Genomic DNA, 16260 nt, shown 5'->3' with positions numbered 1-16260 from the left:
TCGGAGGTAATATATCATGGCAGAAAAACGTATTAGAGTAATTGTAGCAAAACCAGGTCTTGATGGTCATGACCGTGGTGCAAAAGTAGTAGCACGCGCACTTCGCGATGCTGGTTTCGAAGTAATCTACACTGGTCTTCGTCAAACACCAGAACAAATCGTTGAAGCAGCGCTTTCTGAAGACGTTAATGTAGTTGCATTATCTCTTCTTTCCGGTGCTCACAATACATTGTTCCCTAAAATTGTTGAACTTTTGAAAGAAAAAGGCATGGGGGATGTTCTTGTAATCGGTGGTGGCGTTATTCCTGACGCTGATATCCCTGGCTTGAAAAAAGCTGGCGTAGCGGCAGTATTCACACCTGGCACACCAACTAGCGATATCGTTAACTTTATTAAAGAAAACGTAAAATAATTGCTTGGGCAAAGAGGGGTGCAACTCTAATAGTTGGCTCCCCTCTATTCCCATATTCGAAGATAGGTGGTGAGGCGAATGGATTTAGTTAAAGGCCTTTTTGAAGGTTCTAGACTAGCCTTAGCACGGTCCATAACAGCTGTAGAAAACGAGTATGATAATGCCATCGATATTATGAAGGCAATTTACCCTAAAACGGGGAACGCACGTATTCTCGGTATTACAGGGGCCCCTGGTGCTGGTAAAAGTACTTTGACCGATAAGGTGGTTAAACATTATTTAGATCAAGGTAAAAAAATCGGCATCGTTGCCATCGACCCAACTAGCCCATTCTCTGGAGGTGCTATCTTGGGGGACCGTATTCGAATGAATGATTTAACATTAAATGAAAATGTATTCATTCGAAGCATGGGCACGCGTGGTAGTCTTGGTGGATTATCTAAAAAGACTGCAGACGTTGTAAAACTCATGGATGCCTTTGGCATGGATTTAGTAATTATTGAAACTGTAGGCGTAGGTCAATCTGAAGTAGATATTGTAAAAAATGCTGATACTACATTGGTTGTACTGGTTCCTGGTCTCGGTGATGATATCCAAGCTATCAAGGCGGGTATTCTTGAAATTGGCGATGTATTTGCTATCAACAAAGCTGACCGAGATGGTTGCGATCGTTTGAATGTAGAAATTGAAATGATGCTTGACCTAGATTCTCGTGAAGTAAAATGGCGCCCACCAATTAAGCGCACAATTGCTAGTAAAGACCAAGGCGTAGATGAACTTATCGACGCTTTAGATGAACATTTTGAGTATCTTGAAGATTCTGGTGAATTGGAATCTCGTCGGGCAGAACGTACTCGTGATGAAATCATCGCAATGATTAATGAACAAATTGGTCGTTATGTAGCTGATAAAATTGTTACAAGCGACGAATTTAATAGCCAAGTGGCAGCTGTTAATGAACGCGAAAGCGATCCATATACAGTTGTTAATGGCGTAATGACAAGCGTGCTAAAGTAGACGGCGACTACATAGCATTAGAGATTTAGCCTTGAAAAGGAGATAATCAAAATGGCTTTTAAAGTATTACAAGTGGATCACATCGGTATTGGTGTTAATGATTTAGCGGCAACTAAAGAATTCTATAAAAATGCATTAGGCATTGAACATCTTCCTGAAGACGAAATCGTAGAAGAACAAAAGGTAAAAGTATCCTTCTTCCCTTGTGGTGATGCTGAACTTGAATTCTTAGAAACTACAACTCCAGATGGCCCTATTGGTAAATTTATCGAGAAAAATGGCGGTCGTGATGGTATCCAACACGTTGCATTGCGCGTTGATAATATTGAAAATGCTATTGCTGATTTGATGGCTAAAGGCGTTCGTATGATTGACGAAAAACCTCGTTATGGTGCAGGCGGCTCCTCAATTGCTTTCTTACATCCAAAAGCAACTGGCGGTGTTTTGCTTGAATTATGTCAACGTATGAAATAATACAGTATCCAATTCACATCATTATATATGAGTTGTAGATATACATATACATATAATCCTACGTTATATATTAAATATGTATGCTTCTTGAACTTTATTCATTTATGAAATAAAATGATACTGTAACAAGTTTTATTTGGAGGTGCTATAATGGCAACAGTGCAGGAAAAAATCGAGTTATTGCACGAAAAACTAGCTAAAGTTAAAGCTGGTGGCGGTGAAAAACGCGTTGAGAAACAACATGCTCAAGGTAAAATGACTGCTCGCGAACGCTTGGCTAAATTGTTCGATGATAATTCCTTCGTTGAACTTGATCAATTTGTTAAACATCGTTGTGTTAACTTCGGTCAAGAAAAGAAAGAATTACCAGGCGAAGGTGTAGTAACAGGTTATGGTACTATCGATGGTCGTTTAGTATATGCATTCGCACAAGATTTCACTGTAGAAGGTGGCTCTCTTGGTGAAATGCATGCTGCTAAAATCGTTAAAGTACAACGTTTAGCAATGAAAATGGGTGCTCCTATTGTTGGTATCAACGATTCTGGCGGTGCTCGTATTCAAGAAGCAGTAGATGCCCTTGCTGGTTACGGTAAAATTTTCTTTGAAAATACAAATGCATCTGGTGTTATTCCACAAATTTCCGTAATCATGGGTCCATGTGCAGGCGGTGCTGTATATTCTCCAGCATTGACTGACTTCATCTACATGGTTAAAAATACTTCTCAAATGTTCGTCACTGGTCCTGCAGTAATCAAATCTGTAACTGGTGAAGAAGTAACTGCTGAAGATCTTGGTGGTGCAATGGCTCACAACTCCGTGTCTGGTGTTGCTCACTTTGCAGCTGAAAATGAAGATGATTGTATCGCTCAAATTCGTTACTTATTAGGCTTCTTGCCATCCAACAATATGGAAGATGCTCCATTGGTAGATACTGGTGACGATCCAACTCGTGAGGATGAAAGCTTGAATAGCTTGTTGCCAGATAACAGTAACATGCCTTACGATATGAAAGATGTTATCGCAGCTACTGTAGATAATGGCGAATACTATGAAGTACAACCATTCTATGCTACAAATATCATTACTTGCTTCGCTCGTTTTGATGGTCAATCCGTTGGTATCATTGCTAACCAACCAAAAGTAATGGCTGGTTGCTTGGACATTAACGCTTCTGACAAATCTTCCCGTTTCATCCGTTTCTGTGATGCTTTCAATATTCCAATCGTTAACTTTGTTGACGTTCCTGGTTTCTTGCCTGGCACAAATCAAGAATGGGGCGGTATCATTCGTCATGGTGCTAAAATGTTATATGCTTACTCTGAAGCTACAGTACCAAAAATTACTGTTATCACTCGTAAAGCATATGGCGGTTCCTACCTCGCTATGTGTTCCCAAGATTTAGGCGCAGACCAAGTATATGCTTGGCCTACATCCGAAATCGCTGTAATGGGTCCTGCTGGTGCAGCTAATATCATCTTCAAGAAAGACGAAGATAAAGATGCTAAAACAGCTAAATATGTAGAAGAGTTTGCGACTCCTTACAAAGCTGCCGAACGTGGCTTCGTAGATGTTGTAATCGAACCTAAACAAACTCGTCCAGCAGTTATCAACGCTTTGGCAATGCTTGCAAGTAAACGCGAAAACCGTGCTCCAAAGAAACATGGTAATATTCCATTATAATTCGATTCGGTAAACATATCATCGAATTTGGGAGATACCTTTCTTTACTACTTTTTTAGAAAGGGGAATGATTATGGAAGGACAAGCAGTTACTACCAATCCTTGGTTAATCATGGCGATTAATATGACAGTTGTATTTGCTGTATTGATAGCTTTAGGTATTCTTATGGAAATCGTACATTTAATCGATCCTACTAAGAAGAAAAAAGAAGCACCAGCAGCAACTGCTCCTGTTGCTACTCCAACAGCTACTCCTGTAGCGCCAGCAAATGCATCTGCTCAAAATGAGGATGAAGTAGTAGCAGCTATCGTAGGTGCCATTGTGGCGATGGGGTACTCATCTGAACAAATTGCATCTATTCGACCTACAGCAACCAGTGCTAAATGGCGCTTGGAAGGTCGCTTAAGCGGTAGAGGTTAAAATATTTTTAGGAGGCATTTGTAATGAGCAATGCTACAACAACTAACGGTAAAACTCCATCTCAAGATGTAGTAGCAGTAATCGTTGGTGCATTAGCGGCAATGGGTTATTCCGCTGATCAAATCGCGCATATCCGTCCAATCGTAAGCTACAATTGGAAAATGGAAGGCCGTTTGCGTGGTAATCGATAAGATAATTGGCTAATTTGATAATCCATGGGATTACTCAATTTATATGTGTAAAAATATTTATAAATTTTGTGTAGAAACTACACATTTTGGAGGAATTTAAGATGAAAAAATTCAACGTTACAGTAAATGGTACAGCATATGATGTAGAAGTTAATGAAGTGAAAGCAGCGGCTCCTGCAGCAGCTCCTAAAGCAGCTCCAGCAGCAGCTCCAGCTCCTAAAGCAGCTCCTGCACCAGCTCCTGCTGCAGCAGCAGCTCCAGTTCCAGCAGGTGCTGAAACTGTAAAAGCTCCAATGCCTGGTAAAATCTTATCTGTAGCAGTATCTGCTGGTCAAGCAGTTAAAAAAGGCGAAACTTTGTTGATTCTTGAAGCTATGAAAATGCAAAATGAAATCGCAGCTCCACATGATGCTGTAGTTTCCGAAGTTCGCGTATCTGCTAACCAAACTGTATCCACTGGCGATGACATGGTTGTTCTTGGCTAATACCAAGTGTTGTATGACGTGGCTGCGCCACGTCATCTAACAATTTTATATTTGTGAAAGGGGAACGCATATGGAGGCTTTTGCTGTTGCGATACAATCTGTTATTAACGATAGCGGGTTCCTCGCATTTACAACAGGCAATGCTATTATGATTCTTGTAGGTTTGATCCTATTGTATTTAGCATTTGCTCGTGAGTTCGAACCATTATTGTTGGGTCCGATTGCGTTTGGTTGTTTACTTGCCAATATTCCTCGTAACGGTTTCGAAGAAGGCGTTATGGCGCTTATTAGTGCAGGTATCTCCCAAGAAATCTTCCCACCTTTAATTTTCCTTGGTGTAGGTGCAATGACTGACTTTGGTCCACTCATTGCCAATCCTAAAACATTGCTTTTAGGGGCTGCAGCTCAAATTGGTGTATTTGCTGCCTTAGGTGGCGCAATGATGCTTGGCTTTACAGCTCAAGAAGCGGCTGCTATTGGTATCATCGGCGGTGCTGATGGTCCTACATCCATTTACTTAGCTACTAAGCTAGCTCCTCATTTATTAGGTGCTATCGCGGTTGCCGCATATTCCTATATGTCCTTGGTACCGTTGATTCAACCACCTGTAATGAAACTCTTCACTACTCAAAAAGAACGTGAAATTGTTATGGAACAATTGCGCGAAGTAACACGTTTTGAAAAAATCGTGTTCCCAATCGTTGCAACGATCTTCATTTCCTTATTGCTTCCTTCCATTACATCCCTTTTAGGTATGTTGATGTTAGGTAACTTGTTCCGTGAATCTGGCGTAACTGATCGTTTATCCGATACTTCTCAAAACGCATTGATCAATACAGTTACAATTTTCTTAGCAACTGGTACTGGCTTGACAATGAGTGCGGAACACTTCTTAAGCTTAGAAACCATCAAAATTATTCTTTTAGGCTTATTCGCATTTATTTGCGGTACAGCTGGTGGCGTATTGTTCGGTAAATTGATGAGCTTAGTAGATGGTGGTAAAACAAATCCACTTATTGGTTCTGCCGGTGTATCTGCGGTTCCAATGGCAGCTCGCGTATCTCAAGTAGTAGGTGCGAAAGCTAACCCAGCTAACTTCTTGCTCATGCATGCTATGGGACCTAACGTAGCTGGCGTTATCGGTACAGCAGTAGCTGCAGGTACAATGCTTGCTATGTTGTCCAACCACTAATAATTTAATAATTATTCACCCAGGTGTACCTAAATAGGTACACCTATTGGTGAATCAAAAAGCCCTTGGTCATTATGTAATCATACATAAAAAGGGTATATTTGCAATAAATGCTTTTCAGATCGGTCATTAGGTGATTAGCAAGATTTCACAGAATAACCTTCTAGTGCTTTAAATATAGTAGAGGTGGTCACTTGTTATCAATTGAATTAAAAATACTGATTTGTTTTGTTTGGGCATTTATTGTTTTTTTTATTACTGCACTGATTATCGGTGCTGAAGGTAAAGCTAAATGGTTTCAGCAGAGAACTAAATATTCTTGGTTTAACCGCCGAGGTTTTCTTGGTGAAACTTTATTATTTGGGTATCCTAAAACAAGAGAGGGATATGGGATTACTTTTATAATGGCCTCTGCCATTGGTATCGTAGGTTATATTTTATATCTCTTATAATTATGTCAGTGCATTTCTCTGAAGGGAGATGATGATGTATGGGTACTGCAGAACAAACCTTAATCGTCCTTGCAGTCATGGCTGTTTTATTCGTTACGGAAATTATTCCTCTAGCTATTACTTCTTTAGGCGGCGCAATTACTCTAGGCCTTATGGGTATTATTACTCCTAAGGTTGTATTCTCTGGTTTATCTGATAGTACAGTTGTGTTGTTTGCTGGCATGTTCGTTGTTGGTGCTGCATTGTTCTATACCGGTTTAGCTCAAAAAATTGGGGAAACCGTAGTAAAACGTGCAGGTACTAGCGAAAATGGCTTAATGCTTGCAATTATGGTTGTTACAGCTACCATGTCCGCATTCTTGTCTAACACTGGTACAACAGCTGCATTACTTCCAGTAGTTGTTGGTATCTGTGCTGTTGCGAAGATTCCTGCATCTCGCCAATTGATGCCATTAGCATTTGCTGCTGGTATCGGTGGTATCATTACAATGGTTGGTACACCTCCAAATATTATCGTAAGTGGTACATTAACTAAATTTGGTCTTGCACCTTTTGGTTTCTTTGAATTTGCTTGGATCGGTATTCCTTTGACTATTGCTACTATCATTTTCATGATGCTCATTGGTAAACACTTATTACCTAAACATGAAATCACTGATGCTGGTGAAGTTGAACAAGAAGTAGCTGCTGAAGATATTTCTAACGATCCCAAGAAACAATTGTTCTCTGGTCTTATTCTTTTAGGCGTTATCATCGCTATGATTTTAGGTGACTTCCTAAAAGGTTTTGGTATTAACTTACCATTGAGCATGGTTGCCGTTATCGGTGCAATGCTTTGCGTATTAACTGGTTGCTTGAACGAAAAACAAGCTTACACATCCATTGACTGGGTAACAATCTTCTTGTTTGCTGGTATGATGCCAGTGGCAACTGCACTTGACCAATCTGGTGCAGGTAAAATGATTGCCGATGCAGTAATTGGCGTTATGGGGTCCGATCCTAGCCCTTACTTTGCAACAGGCGTATTGTTTGTTTTGTCTTGTGTTATGACTCAATTTATGTCTAACACTGCATCTTGTGCATTATTGGCTCCTATCGGTATCTCCATTGCCCAAGGTATGGGTGCTGATCCCCATGCTGTATTGATGGCTATCGGCGTTGCTGCATCTTGTGCATTTGGTACACCTGTAGGTACACCTCCAAATACATTAGTACTTGGTCCTGGTCAATACAGATTTATGGATTATGTAAAAGCCGGTGTTCCATTGACTTTAGTTTGCTTCGTAGTAAGCTTAATTATTATACCGATGGTATGGCCATTCTTCCCTGGTAAATAATAGGGGATAGGTTACTCTACTATAAGCGCACATATTATGAGGTCGAATCGTAAGATTCGACCTCTTTTTTATAATTATTTTTTGTCAAAGTTGCACTCGGCAAATCAATAAATATAGGATCTGACTTAGTTATATGAAAATATGCTACGTGGATTAAATTATTTTAATTAAATTGAGCAATAAAAATCAATGATAATAAATATTGATAATTGAATTCCTAGTATAGTAGTACGTATTTTGATTGAAATGATAATTAGTATATTCTCAATTATTGATTATTAAACTCAATTATATAAATGAAAAGAAATATCAAAATACATATAAATATAGGCTTTTTATGATAAAAAGGAACAATTATTATGCAAAATATTATATAATTTTTTATCATTTTCATTTGACTTTCAATTTGAACTGTGTGATAATGAGAACATAAGTTGAGGCAAGTGCCTTTCTAAATGATAATAAAAAGTTCTGATCTATATTTTGATGGAGGTCCTAATTATGAGAGTTATTGCTGATGGTTGCATTAAATGTGGTTCTTGCGCATCTGTTTGCCCAGTTTCCTGCATTACTGAAGGCGAAACTAAATACGAAATTGGCGATGCTTGCATCGATTGCGGTTCTTGCGAATCCGTTTGCCCAGTTTCTGTAATTTCCGCTGAGTAATCACAAATAAAATACGCCCCTCATTGAGGGGCTTTTTATTTTGCCTAAATTTGCGTAACTTAGTATAATAGGACTATTAAGAATTATATTATAGTAAGGGAGTTAATCTTGTTTTATACAGTACTTATCATTTGGTTATTATTGGACCAATTAACTAAATATTATGTAATGAATCATTTTTTGTTAGGTGAATCTTTGCCTGTTATTCCTAATGTATTTCACCTTACCTATATTATTAATCGCGGTGCAGCCTTTGGTATGTTAGCGAATCAACGATGGTTTTTCTTACTAGTAGCTATTATTCTATTAGCCGTTTGTGCCTTTTACTGGAAGCGACTAGCTAAGGGTCATTGGACTTTGCAAATCGGATCCGCCTTATTAGTTTCAGGTGCTATTGGTAATGGTATTGACCGATACATGATTCATGGAGTAGTGGATTTTTTTGATTTCCGCATATGGCCTATTTTTAATGTAGCAGATATTGGTATTTGTATAGGTGTAGCTTTTGTTGTATTTTATTTATTTACATTGAAAGAGGACCATGAGTAACTTTCACTAAGAGAATTATATAGGTCATCGACTTGGTTAATAGGTAATTTTGTTATATACATAATACTTAACTCATAGAGGAGTAGGGGATGAATGAATATATTGTAAGTGCTGAGCAAGAAGGCATGAGACTAGATGTATTTTTAACTGAACAGATGGAAGGATCTCGTAGCTATATTCAAAGTTTAATTAAAGGTGGTCATGTTACAGTAGGTGGTAAAGTAGGGAAGGCTAATCTTCGGCTTACACCTGATACTGTAATTCGTGTAGAGATCCCAGAGCCTGAATCAATTGAGGTTAAACCCGAGGATATTCCTTTAGATTATTTATATGAAGATCACGATATTGTTATTGTTAATAAACCTCGTGGCATGGTGGTGCATCCTGCAGTAGGAAATTATTCTGGTACACTTGTAAATGCTTTATTATTCCATTGTAAGGACCTATCAGGTATTAATGGTGAAATTAGACCGGGTATTGTGCATCGCTTAGATAAAGATACGTCTGGTGTTATGATGGTTGCAAAAAATGATGCAGCGCACATTGGTCTAGCAGAACAAGTAAAGGCACATTCTGCAAGACGTACGTACTGGGCGCTAGTACAGGGTAATATTGTAGAAGAAAAGGGGACTATTAAGGCGCCTATTGGGCGCCATCCAAAAGACCGTATGAAAATGGCTGTAGTCTTTGAAAACAGTAAAGATGCAGTAACACATTTCAAAGTATTAGCGCGTTATGGTCATCAAACCTTGGTAGAGTGTAATTTAGAAACAGGTCGAACACATCAAATTCGTGTTCACTTTGTTTATATTGGACATCCTGTTGTTAATGATCCGTTTTATGGATATAGACGTATGGATTTTCCTATAGAAGGGCAAGCATTACATTCTAAATCGTTAGATGTTAAACACCCTATTACAGGTGAAGAGATGCATTTTGAAGCACCGGTACCAGCTGATTTTAAGGCATGCTTAGAATTTGCTAAGACCTATCGTGAAGATAAATGAAAATAGTCTAAATGTTTACATTGATTGTTTAAGTACATATTTTTACTAGTTATTTGGATATAGGGGCATAGAACAATCCTATGCTGTAAAGGGCGTATATATGGAGAAGAAACGCTTATTAATGGATCAAGACGCTATAATGCGTGCGATTCGTCGTATTAGTCATGAAATTTTAGAACGCAATAAAGGTTTATCTAATGCGTTAATTGTAGGTATTGAACGGCGTGGTGTCATTTTGGCAAAACGTTTACAAGCTGAAATTGAGCGTATAGAAGGTATTCATATTGATTGTGAGTCTTTGAACGTTGCAGTGTATCGTGATGATCGTGATGCTCGTCCTAAAGAGGGGAAACCGTGTACGATCGATACAACGGAAAAGACAATTATCCTTGTAGATGATGTTTTGTATACGGGCCGTACTATTCGTGCTGCTTTAAATGCATTAATGACGGCTGGTAGACCTAGATCTATTCAATTGGCCGTTCTCGTCGATCGTGGTCATCGTGAATTGCCTATACGAGCAGACTATGTAGGTAAAAATATTCCTACATCGCATCTTGAAAGTGTACGCGTTGCCGTCGCTGATCTGGATGGTGAAGAAGGGGTTACAATACAGGAATAACCTGTATTGTAACCCCTTTTTGAGTATTAGCATATAATAAGATGGTTTATCTTAATAAACTTAAATTATTCGACTCTTATATTTATGTGCAGAATGTTTCTACCAGATCGTAGTTCTGCTTATCTTATGTATTGTGGCGTATAGGTGTAGTCCATATGGCCCATTCGTTTGATTTCATTATGTAAGCATAAGGCCTGTACATCTGTAGCTAATGTATCGATTTGATGCATCGTTTGCCCCAATGTATTTAATTCATTAGGTGCTTTGGCCCATTTTTGAATAAGTGGTATTTCAAAATCATTTCGAAGCCATTGACGACCTCTATCGTTGAAGGCAAGTAAACGAGCATATTGTGGATCTTCTTGCATAGCATTTTGCAATACATCTTTTTGGATTCCTAGAGCGAGATAGGCTCCCATCCGTTGTAAACGTGCATAGGTATAGCGCTTTGATTTTATATGCTCCATAGCCAAGTTCCACGTAGGTTGTTGAGCTGCTTTAGACCATAAGTGTTCAATACCTTCGTTGAACTCCCCAAAGCTTTCCAGCTTGGTTGTTGATGTACGACGACTTAAGGAATGGATTATATCATAGTAGCGGTTATAGTTTACATAGGCACCATTAGAAATTATATTAGTCATATCGTCTGCAATAGTCTTAGGAACGATACTGTTTATATTACAATTGTTACTACTCGTAGCCATATCTGTTATGAGTTTACGCAATGCTGTACCAGAAGGAAAATCTTTTGTAATATTTGCTTCGTGATGATCTGATGTGCGTAAGATTGGCATGTATTTTAAGGTAGGATGATAGTTAAGTCCTGCCCGAATATATTCAAGTCCTAATAGTGCATTGGGTGTGTTTAGTATCTCTGTATCGAGGGCTTTACGAAAGGCAGAGCCATAGGACATGCCTTCGTTAATATAGGTGCGTAATACTGCTTGAGTACTTTCACAATCCATACGTTTAGCTATATCTACGAGTGCATCTAGATTAGCCGTTTCAGAACCAAAGGAAAGGGCGTCGATATGTAAAGCTTTTACCATACGAATAGCACCTGTTCCAAAGAGTTGTGCGCTACCCAAAGAATAGAGCGTAGGTAGCTCAATAACAATATCTGCACCACCGAGAATGGCCCAACGAGCACGATCAAATTTAGAAAAAATAGCAGGTTCACCTCGTTGTACAAAGGAACCACTCATGATACAAATGCGCAGCGCATCTGAATGCTCTTGTGCTAAGGTATATAATTGATGGGCATGTCCATTGTGAAATGGATTATATTCACAGATAATACCGATTGTTTTCATAGTGTCTCCTTTCATTAGTGTTAGTGTAACAAAGCGAGGAAATACTGTAAACAACATTTCATTATATCTAAATTAAAGGCTTATTTAGATAGGTAATATTGTGTGTAAATATTAAGTTTAGTATAGATTTTCTTGTCTCTATAGGCTATAATTAACTATAAATGCTGAATTGATGTGAGGTATATGATGAAACAAAATTGGAAACGCACATTACAAGGGGCTCTACTCGGTGTTGCTCTACTAGCAATGACGGGATGTGGCTCAAATAATGTAATGGATACATATAGTTTTGGCCATCAAGTTATCCGTGTTGGTCAATCTGAGGTTACCATTGCTTTGCCTTATGAAATGGGTAAAAGCACAAAAAATATGACTGATGATGGATATCCAATCGATATTTATGGATCCGTTACAGAGCATATGGTGATTGAAGTTGAAGCTTTGCGTGCTGGTGATAACAAGCCATTGCCTACGGTTGATGAGTTTTTGCATCGTAGTAAGTCTGAGTTCACTAAGATGGGCGCAACCATCAAGGAAGAATCTGTAGCTTTACAAGGTACATCTGCAAAGAAGCTTGATGTGACGTATACAACACAAGGGCAAACATTTAGATTTTCTCAATACGTATTCTTAGATCATGGCGTATTGTGGAATATAATCTATCAATATCCTGAAAAGGATCAGGTAGGTGCTGATATCAGCAAAGAAATTCAAAACAAGATTCAAGTTACACAACAGAAAGAGGGTTAATCGATGAACGTATTAGTAGTTAACTGCGGTAGTTCTTCCTTGAAATATCAATTACTTGATATGACAACTGAAACAGAATTGGCAAAAGGCCTTTTTGAAAAGATTGGTGATCAAGATGCTATTTTCACTCACAAACGTCCTAATGCAGATAAATTAGAACGCGTTGAGCCAATTTTGAACCATAAAGAAGCGCTTCGCATTTTGCTAGATATTTTAGTTGATGCTGAATTTGGTGTTATCTCTTCCATGGATGAAATCGATGCTGTTGGTCACCGTGTAGTACACAGCGGTGAAAAATTTGCTGACTCCGTATTGATTACACCAGCAGTTATGGAAGCGTTGGAAGAATGTGCTTCTCTTGCACCATTGCATAACCCACCAAACATTCAAGGTATTGAAGCTTGTGAAGCAATTATGCCAAATGTACCTCAAGTTGCTGTATTTGATACTGCATTCCATCAAACTATGCCAAAAGAAGCATATATGTATGCGCTTCCTTACTCTTATTATGAAGATTATGGCATTCGTCGTTATGGCTTCCATGGTACATCCCATAAATATGTAGCACAACGTTGTGCAGAATTAATGGGTAAACATATGACTGATCTTCGTATCATCACATGTCACTTGGGGAATGGTTCCTCTGTGGCTGCTATTAAAGGTGGTCGCTCCATCGATACTACAATGGGCTTCACTCCATTGTCTGGTTTGATCATGGGTACTCGTACAGGTGATATTGACCCTGCTATTGTTCCATTCTTGATGGAAAAAACAGGTATGACCTATGAAGAAATTGATAGAGTTATGAATAAAGAATCCGGTGTATTAGGGATTTCTGGTGTATCCAATGACTTCCGTGTGATTGAAGAAGCTGCTGCTAATGGCAATAAACGCGCACAATTGGCATTGAACATGTTCCATTACAAAGTTCGTCGTGTAATCGGTGCCTTTGCTGCTGTTATGGGCGGTGTAGATGCTATCATCTTTACTGCTGGTATTGGTGAAAACGGTATTGGTAACCGCGATGCAATCTGTAATGGTTTGGAATACTTAGGTACTCGTATTGATTCTGAACGCAATAATGTTCGTGGTAAAGAACAAGAAATCAGTGCTGATGGCTCTAAAGTTAAAATCTTCGTAATTCCTACAAACGAAGAAATCATGATTGCTCGTGATACTCAACGTATTACTGCAGCATTGAAAAAATAATATAGTTCGTATCTGAACTGAGTGACTAATAGAGTCATAAAACCCCGCCTATATCTTAGATATGGACGGGGTTTTTGTAGTTTTTATGCATAGAATATCTTATAATAGTATGTATAGTTATTAATTAGTGATTTCTTTAAAAGGGGTAAAGCATGACGGTATTATATGAAGAAAAATCTCAGCGCACCAGAAGTGCAGAGTTATTGGTAGTATTTTTTGTGATTTTATTGCTGTGTGCAGCAGCTTATACAACGTATCGCAGTATTCAATTACATACGGTTTTATTAGCTGAGTACTTTATTGAAATCATGGCCATCATTGTTATGGTTAAACAGGCTGTTAGTCGATATACCTATATTTTGACAGATACAAAGCTTGTAATTGAAGAAAACTCTATCTTTAGAAATCGTCATTTTGAAGTAGATTATGACATGATTGATGGGGTGTTCAAGTTTGAACGTGAGTTGTTGACAAATATTAAATACCGCTATAAATATAGAAAATGCTCTACCTCTGATCCACGTCCTATTTGGTCCCTTGTGTATTCTATTGTAGATGGAAATAAGATTAAAAATGGCCGTTTGCTGTTGAAAGCAGATGATAGATTCTTTGAAATGTTAGAAGAATATGTACCTGGTCGTATTCGGGTACCTCAAGCGGATATCGTGTTTTATGCAGCGGTGCGAGCTGATGCGGTGAAGCATGGGGAAGATGTACAAGAATATTATGAAAAATTAATTTCTTCTGAAGAAGATAAAGAAACAACTATTTAAGGGACGGTCAGTTTTAGGGTAATAGGTAGATATAACTTTTGTGCACCAAGAATTTTATGTACAAGAATTTTAATGTAAAGGAGTGTATATGGCTGGATTGTATTTGGCGAGCCAATCACCACGTAGAACTGAATTATTAACACAGGTCGGGATTGATCATACTGTTGTATCCAGTACTTATGAGGAGTCTAATGAAGGTTACGACAACCCTATTGAAATGGTGAAAGCCCAAGCATTAGGTAAGGCTCGTTGTGCTGTAGGTGTTCCAGATGGAAGTATTGTGTTAGGAGCAGATACTATTGTTGTCCTTGATAATAAAGTATTAGGTAAACCTTATGATGAGTCTGATGCACGCCATATGTTGGAGCATTTATCGGGTAGAGCGCATTCTGTAATTACTGGAGTCGCGTTACTCATCAAAGGAAAAGAGGTAGTTTTTTACAATGAAACAAAGGTCTATTTTAAACATTTAGCACCTTTTGAAATCGAGTCTTATATTGCTAGTGGGGAACCGATGGATAAGGCTGGAGCTTATGGCATCCAAGGAAAGGGCGCACTATGGGTAGATAAAATAGAGGGCTCTTATACTAATGTGGTAGGGTTACCAGTTGAACATGTATACGATGAACTTTGCAAGGCGTTAGGGGCTAAATAACACTAGCGCATCAGATGAATCGTGTTATAATTGGCTGTGCTGTGCTGTGCTGTGCTGTGCTGTGCTGTGCTGTGCTGTGCTGTGCTGTGCTGTGCTGTGCTGTGCTGTGCTAAATAAATTTTAAGAGAGTAGATGTGTTTGTTGCTTGATTTACAAATGGTGTTATCTATTTGAATGGAGAGATTCTATGGAAGTACCAACAGTAAGTGTAAAAGATATGTTACCATTCCAGCGACCTCGAGAAAAATTTCTCGCCTTAGGTCCATCACATATGGCGATGGAGGAGTTGTTGGCTATTTTATTACGTACAGGGGTAAAGGGGCAATCTGCGATTTCTTTGGCAAGTGATATTGTACAATCCTTTGATGATGGTGTTTATGGTCTTAACCGAATGACCGTAGATAATCTGATCAAAATCAAGGGTATTGGTAGAGATAAAGCAGTGACGCTATGTGCAGCACTTGAAATGGGTAGGCGATTAGGGGAGTTAAAGATTAAAGAGACTTATGAAGATTTTTCGCAACCTTTTGTAATAGCTCAATATGTGATGGAGCGACTGCGTCACGAAGATGTGGAACATGTGTGGGCTGCCATGCTAACATCTCGAAATAAGCTTATTCAGTTGGAACATATCTCTAATGGTGGATTAGTATCAAGTCTTGTAGAGCAAAGAGCAGTATTTAAAAAAGCTATAGCATGCAATGCGGCGGCTATTATTCTAATCCATAACCACCCGTCAGGCGATAGTAGACCAAGTGATGAAGATATACGGCTAACGAAAATGTTTGTTAGTGCTGGTCAATTTATGGGGATTCCTGTACTCGATCATATCGTTATAGGGGATAATGAATTTACGAGCCTCAGCGAAATTGGTAAATTGAGCTGAGCCTAAATAAACTGAACAAAGCCAAATAAGATTATTAAAAGCACTCATTTTGAACTATACCTAATTTTGATGCATGGGTAAGTTCCTATAAATGAGTGCTTTTCCTTATTGAATATGAGATTTTATGTATGAAGTTATGTAATTTTTATGTATGACTTATGAGTACAGG

The 16260-nt window shown here is 38.6% G+C and carries 20 protein-coding genes; 19 read left to right on the top strand and 1 reads right to left on the bottom strand.

Annotated elements, in window-relative coordinates:
- The first annotated feature begins 16 nt into the window (after nt 1-16).
- From VPAR_RS06290 to pyrR, 14 genes are all read left to right on the top strand, one after another.
- Nucleotides 17-412: a cobalamin B12-binding domain-containing protein gene (locus VPAR_RS06290; protein WP_004696492.1), complete on the top strand. Its 396-nt coding sequence runs from the start codon at nt 17-19 to the stop codon at nt 410-412.
- Nucleotides 413-490: 78 nt separating this feature from the next.
- Nucleotides 491-1429, top strand: a complete 939-nt coding sequence (meaB, locus tag VPAR_RS06285) for a methylmalonyl Co-A mutase-associated GTPase MeaB (RefSeq protein WP_004696489.1) — start codon at nt 491-493, stop codon at nt 1427-1429.
- Nucleotides 1430-1480: 51 nt separating this feature from the next.
- Nucleotides 1481-1903, top strand: a complete 423-nt coding sequence (gene mce / locus VPAR_RS06280) for a methylmalonyl-CoA epimerase (RefSeq protein ID WP_004696488.1) — start codon at nt 1481-1483, stop codon at nt 1901-1903.
- A gap of 150 nt (nt 1904-2053) precedes the next feature.
- Nucleotides 2054-3583, top strand: a complete 1530-nt coding sequence (gene mmdA, locus VPAR_RS06275) for a methylmalonyl-CoA decarboxylase subunit alpha (RefSeq protein WP_012864602.1) — start codon at nt 2054-2056, stop codon at nt 3581-3583.
- A gap of 73 nt (nt 3584-3656) precedes the next feature.
- Nucleotides 3657-4004, top strand: a complete 348-nt coding sequence (gene mmdD, locus VPAR_RS06270; RefSeq protein WP_004696485.1) for a methylmalonyl-CoA decarboxylase subunit delta — start codon at nt 3657-3659, stop codon at nt 4002-4004.
- Nucleotides 4005-4027: 23 nt separating this feature from the next.
- Complete coding sequence (gene mmdE / locus VPAR_RS09650) at nt 4028-4195, top strand: methylmalonyl-CoA decarboxylase subunit epsilon (RefSeq protein WP_012864601.1); 168 nt, start codon at nt 4028-4030, stop codon at nt 4193-4195.
- A 101-nt stretch (nt 4196-4296) separates the two neighbouring features.
- Complete coding sequence (gene mmdC / locus VPAR_RS06265) at nt 4297-4680, top strand: methylmalonyl-CoA decarboxylase subunit gamma (RefSeq protein WP_008601436.1); 384 nt, start codon at nt 4297-4299, stop codon at nt 4678-4680.
- A gap of 70 nt (nt 4681-4750) precedes the next feature.
- Nucleotides 4751-5872, top strand: a complete 1122-nt coding sequence (mmdB, locus tag VPAR_RS06260) for a methylmalonyl-CoA decarboxylase subunit beta (RefSeq protein ID WP_004696480.1) — start codon at nt 4751-4753, stop codon at nt 5870-5872.
- Nucleotides 5873-6066: 194 nt separating this feature from the next.
- The gene (locus VPAR_RS06255; RefSeq protein WP_004696478.1) at nt 6067-6324 is read left to right on the top strand and encodes a hypothetical protein; all 258 of its coding nucleotides are present in this window, start codon (nt 6067-6069) and stop codon (nt 6322-6324) included.
- 38 nt (nt 6325-6362) lie between these two features.
- On the top strand, nt 6363-7661 hold the full coding sequence (locus tag VPAR_RS06250; RefSeq protein WP_012864600.1) for an SLC13 family permease: 1299 nt from the start codon (nt 6363-6365) through the stop codon (nt 7659-7661).
- A gap of 501 nt (nt 7662-8162) precedes the next feature.
- Nucleotides 8163-8327: a 4Fe-4S ferredoxin gene (gene fdxA / locus VPAR_RS09560; RefSeq protein WP_004696472.1), complete on the top strand. Its 165-nt coding sequence runs from the start codon at nt 8163-8165 to the stop codon at nt 8325-8327.
- A 108-nt stretch (nt 8328-8435) separates the two neighbouring features.
- A complete protein-coding gene (gene lspA, locus VPAR_RS06245) occupies nt 8436-8876 on the top strand; it encodes a signal peptidase II (protein ID WP_012864599.1) in 441 nt (146 codons plus the stop codon).
- An 89-nt stretch (nt 8877-8965) separates the two neighbouring features.
- Nucleotides 8966-9883: an RluA family pseudouridine synthase gene (locus VPAR_RS06240; protein WP_012864598.1), complete on the top strand. Its 918-nt coding sequence runs from the start codon at nt 8966-8968 to the stop codon at nt 9881-9883.
- 100 nt (nt 9884-9983) lie between these two features.
- A complete protein-coding gene (pyrR, locus tag VPAR_RS06235; protein WP_012864597.1) occupies nt 9984-10505 on the top strand; it encodes a bifunctional pyr operon transcriptional regulator/uracil phosphoribosyltransferase PyrR in 522 nt (173 codons plus the stop codon).
- A 119-nt stretch (nt 10506-10624) separates the two neighbouring features.
- Here the strand turns inward: pyrR and VPAR_RS06230 are convergent, their stop codons facing one another.
- On the bottom strand, nt 10625-11818 hold the full coding sequence (locus VPAR_RS06230) for a tRNA(Met) cytidine acetate ligase (RefSeq protein ID WP_012864596.1): 1194 nt from the start codon (nt 11816-11818) through the stop codon (nt 10625-10627).
- Nucleotides 11819-12004: 186 nt separating this feature from the next.
- Here VPAR_RS06230 and VPAR_RS06225 point away from each other — a divergent pair, with 186 nt between their 5' ends.
- The 5 genes from VPAR_RS06225 to radC all read left to right on the top strand — a co-directional run bounded on the left by VPAR_RS06225 (nt 12005) and on the right by radC (nt 16091).
- Nucleotides 12005-12568, top strand: coding sequence for a hypothetical protein (locus tag VPAR_RS06225; protein WP_012864595.1), 564 nt, complete (start codon nt 12005-12007; stop codon nt 12566-12568).
- A gap of 3 nt (nt 12569-12571) precedes the next feature.
- Nucleotides 12572-13777 carry an acetate/propionate family kinase gene (locus VPAR_RS06220; RefSeq protein WP_012864594.1) on the top strand — a complete coding sequence of 402 codons (1206 nt, stop codon included), beginning with the start codon at nt 12572-12574 and terminating at the stop codon, nt 13775-13777.
- 152 nt (nt 13778-13929) lie between these two features.
- The gene (locus VPAR_RS06215) at nt 13930-14550 is read left to right on the top strand and encodes a hypothetical protein (RefSeq protein ID WP_012864593.1); all 621 of its coding nucleotides are present in this window, start codon (nt 13930-13932) and stop codon (nt 14548-14550) included.
- 88 nt (nt 14551-14638) lie between these two features.
- Nucleotides 14639-15205 (top strand): Maf family protein, encoded by a 567-nt coding sequence (locus VPAR_RS06210; protein WP_012864592.1) that lies wholly within the window; start codon nt 14639-14641, stop codon nt 15203-15205.
- Nucleotides 15206-15392: 187 nt separating this feature from the next.
- The gene (gene radC, locus VPAR_RS06205; RefSeq protein ID WP_008714282.1) at nt 15393-16091 is read left to right on the top strand and encodes a RadC family protein; all 699 of its coding nucleotides are present in this window, start codon (nt 15393-15395) and stop codon (nt 16089-16091) included.
- The last annotated feature ends 169 nt before the right edge of the window (nt 16092-16260 follow it).

Source organism: Veillonella parvula DSM 2008 (genome assembly GCF_000024945.1).
GTDB lineage: Bacteria > Bacillota > Negativicutes > Veillonellales > Veillonellaceae > Veillonella > Veillonella parvula.
Note: the sequence above shows the minus strand (reverse complement) of the source record. Positions and strands in the feature narration are given on the sequence as shown.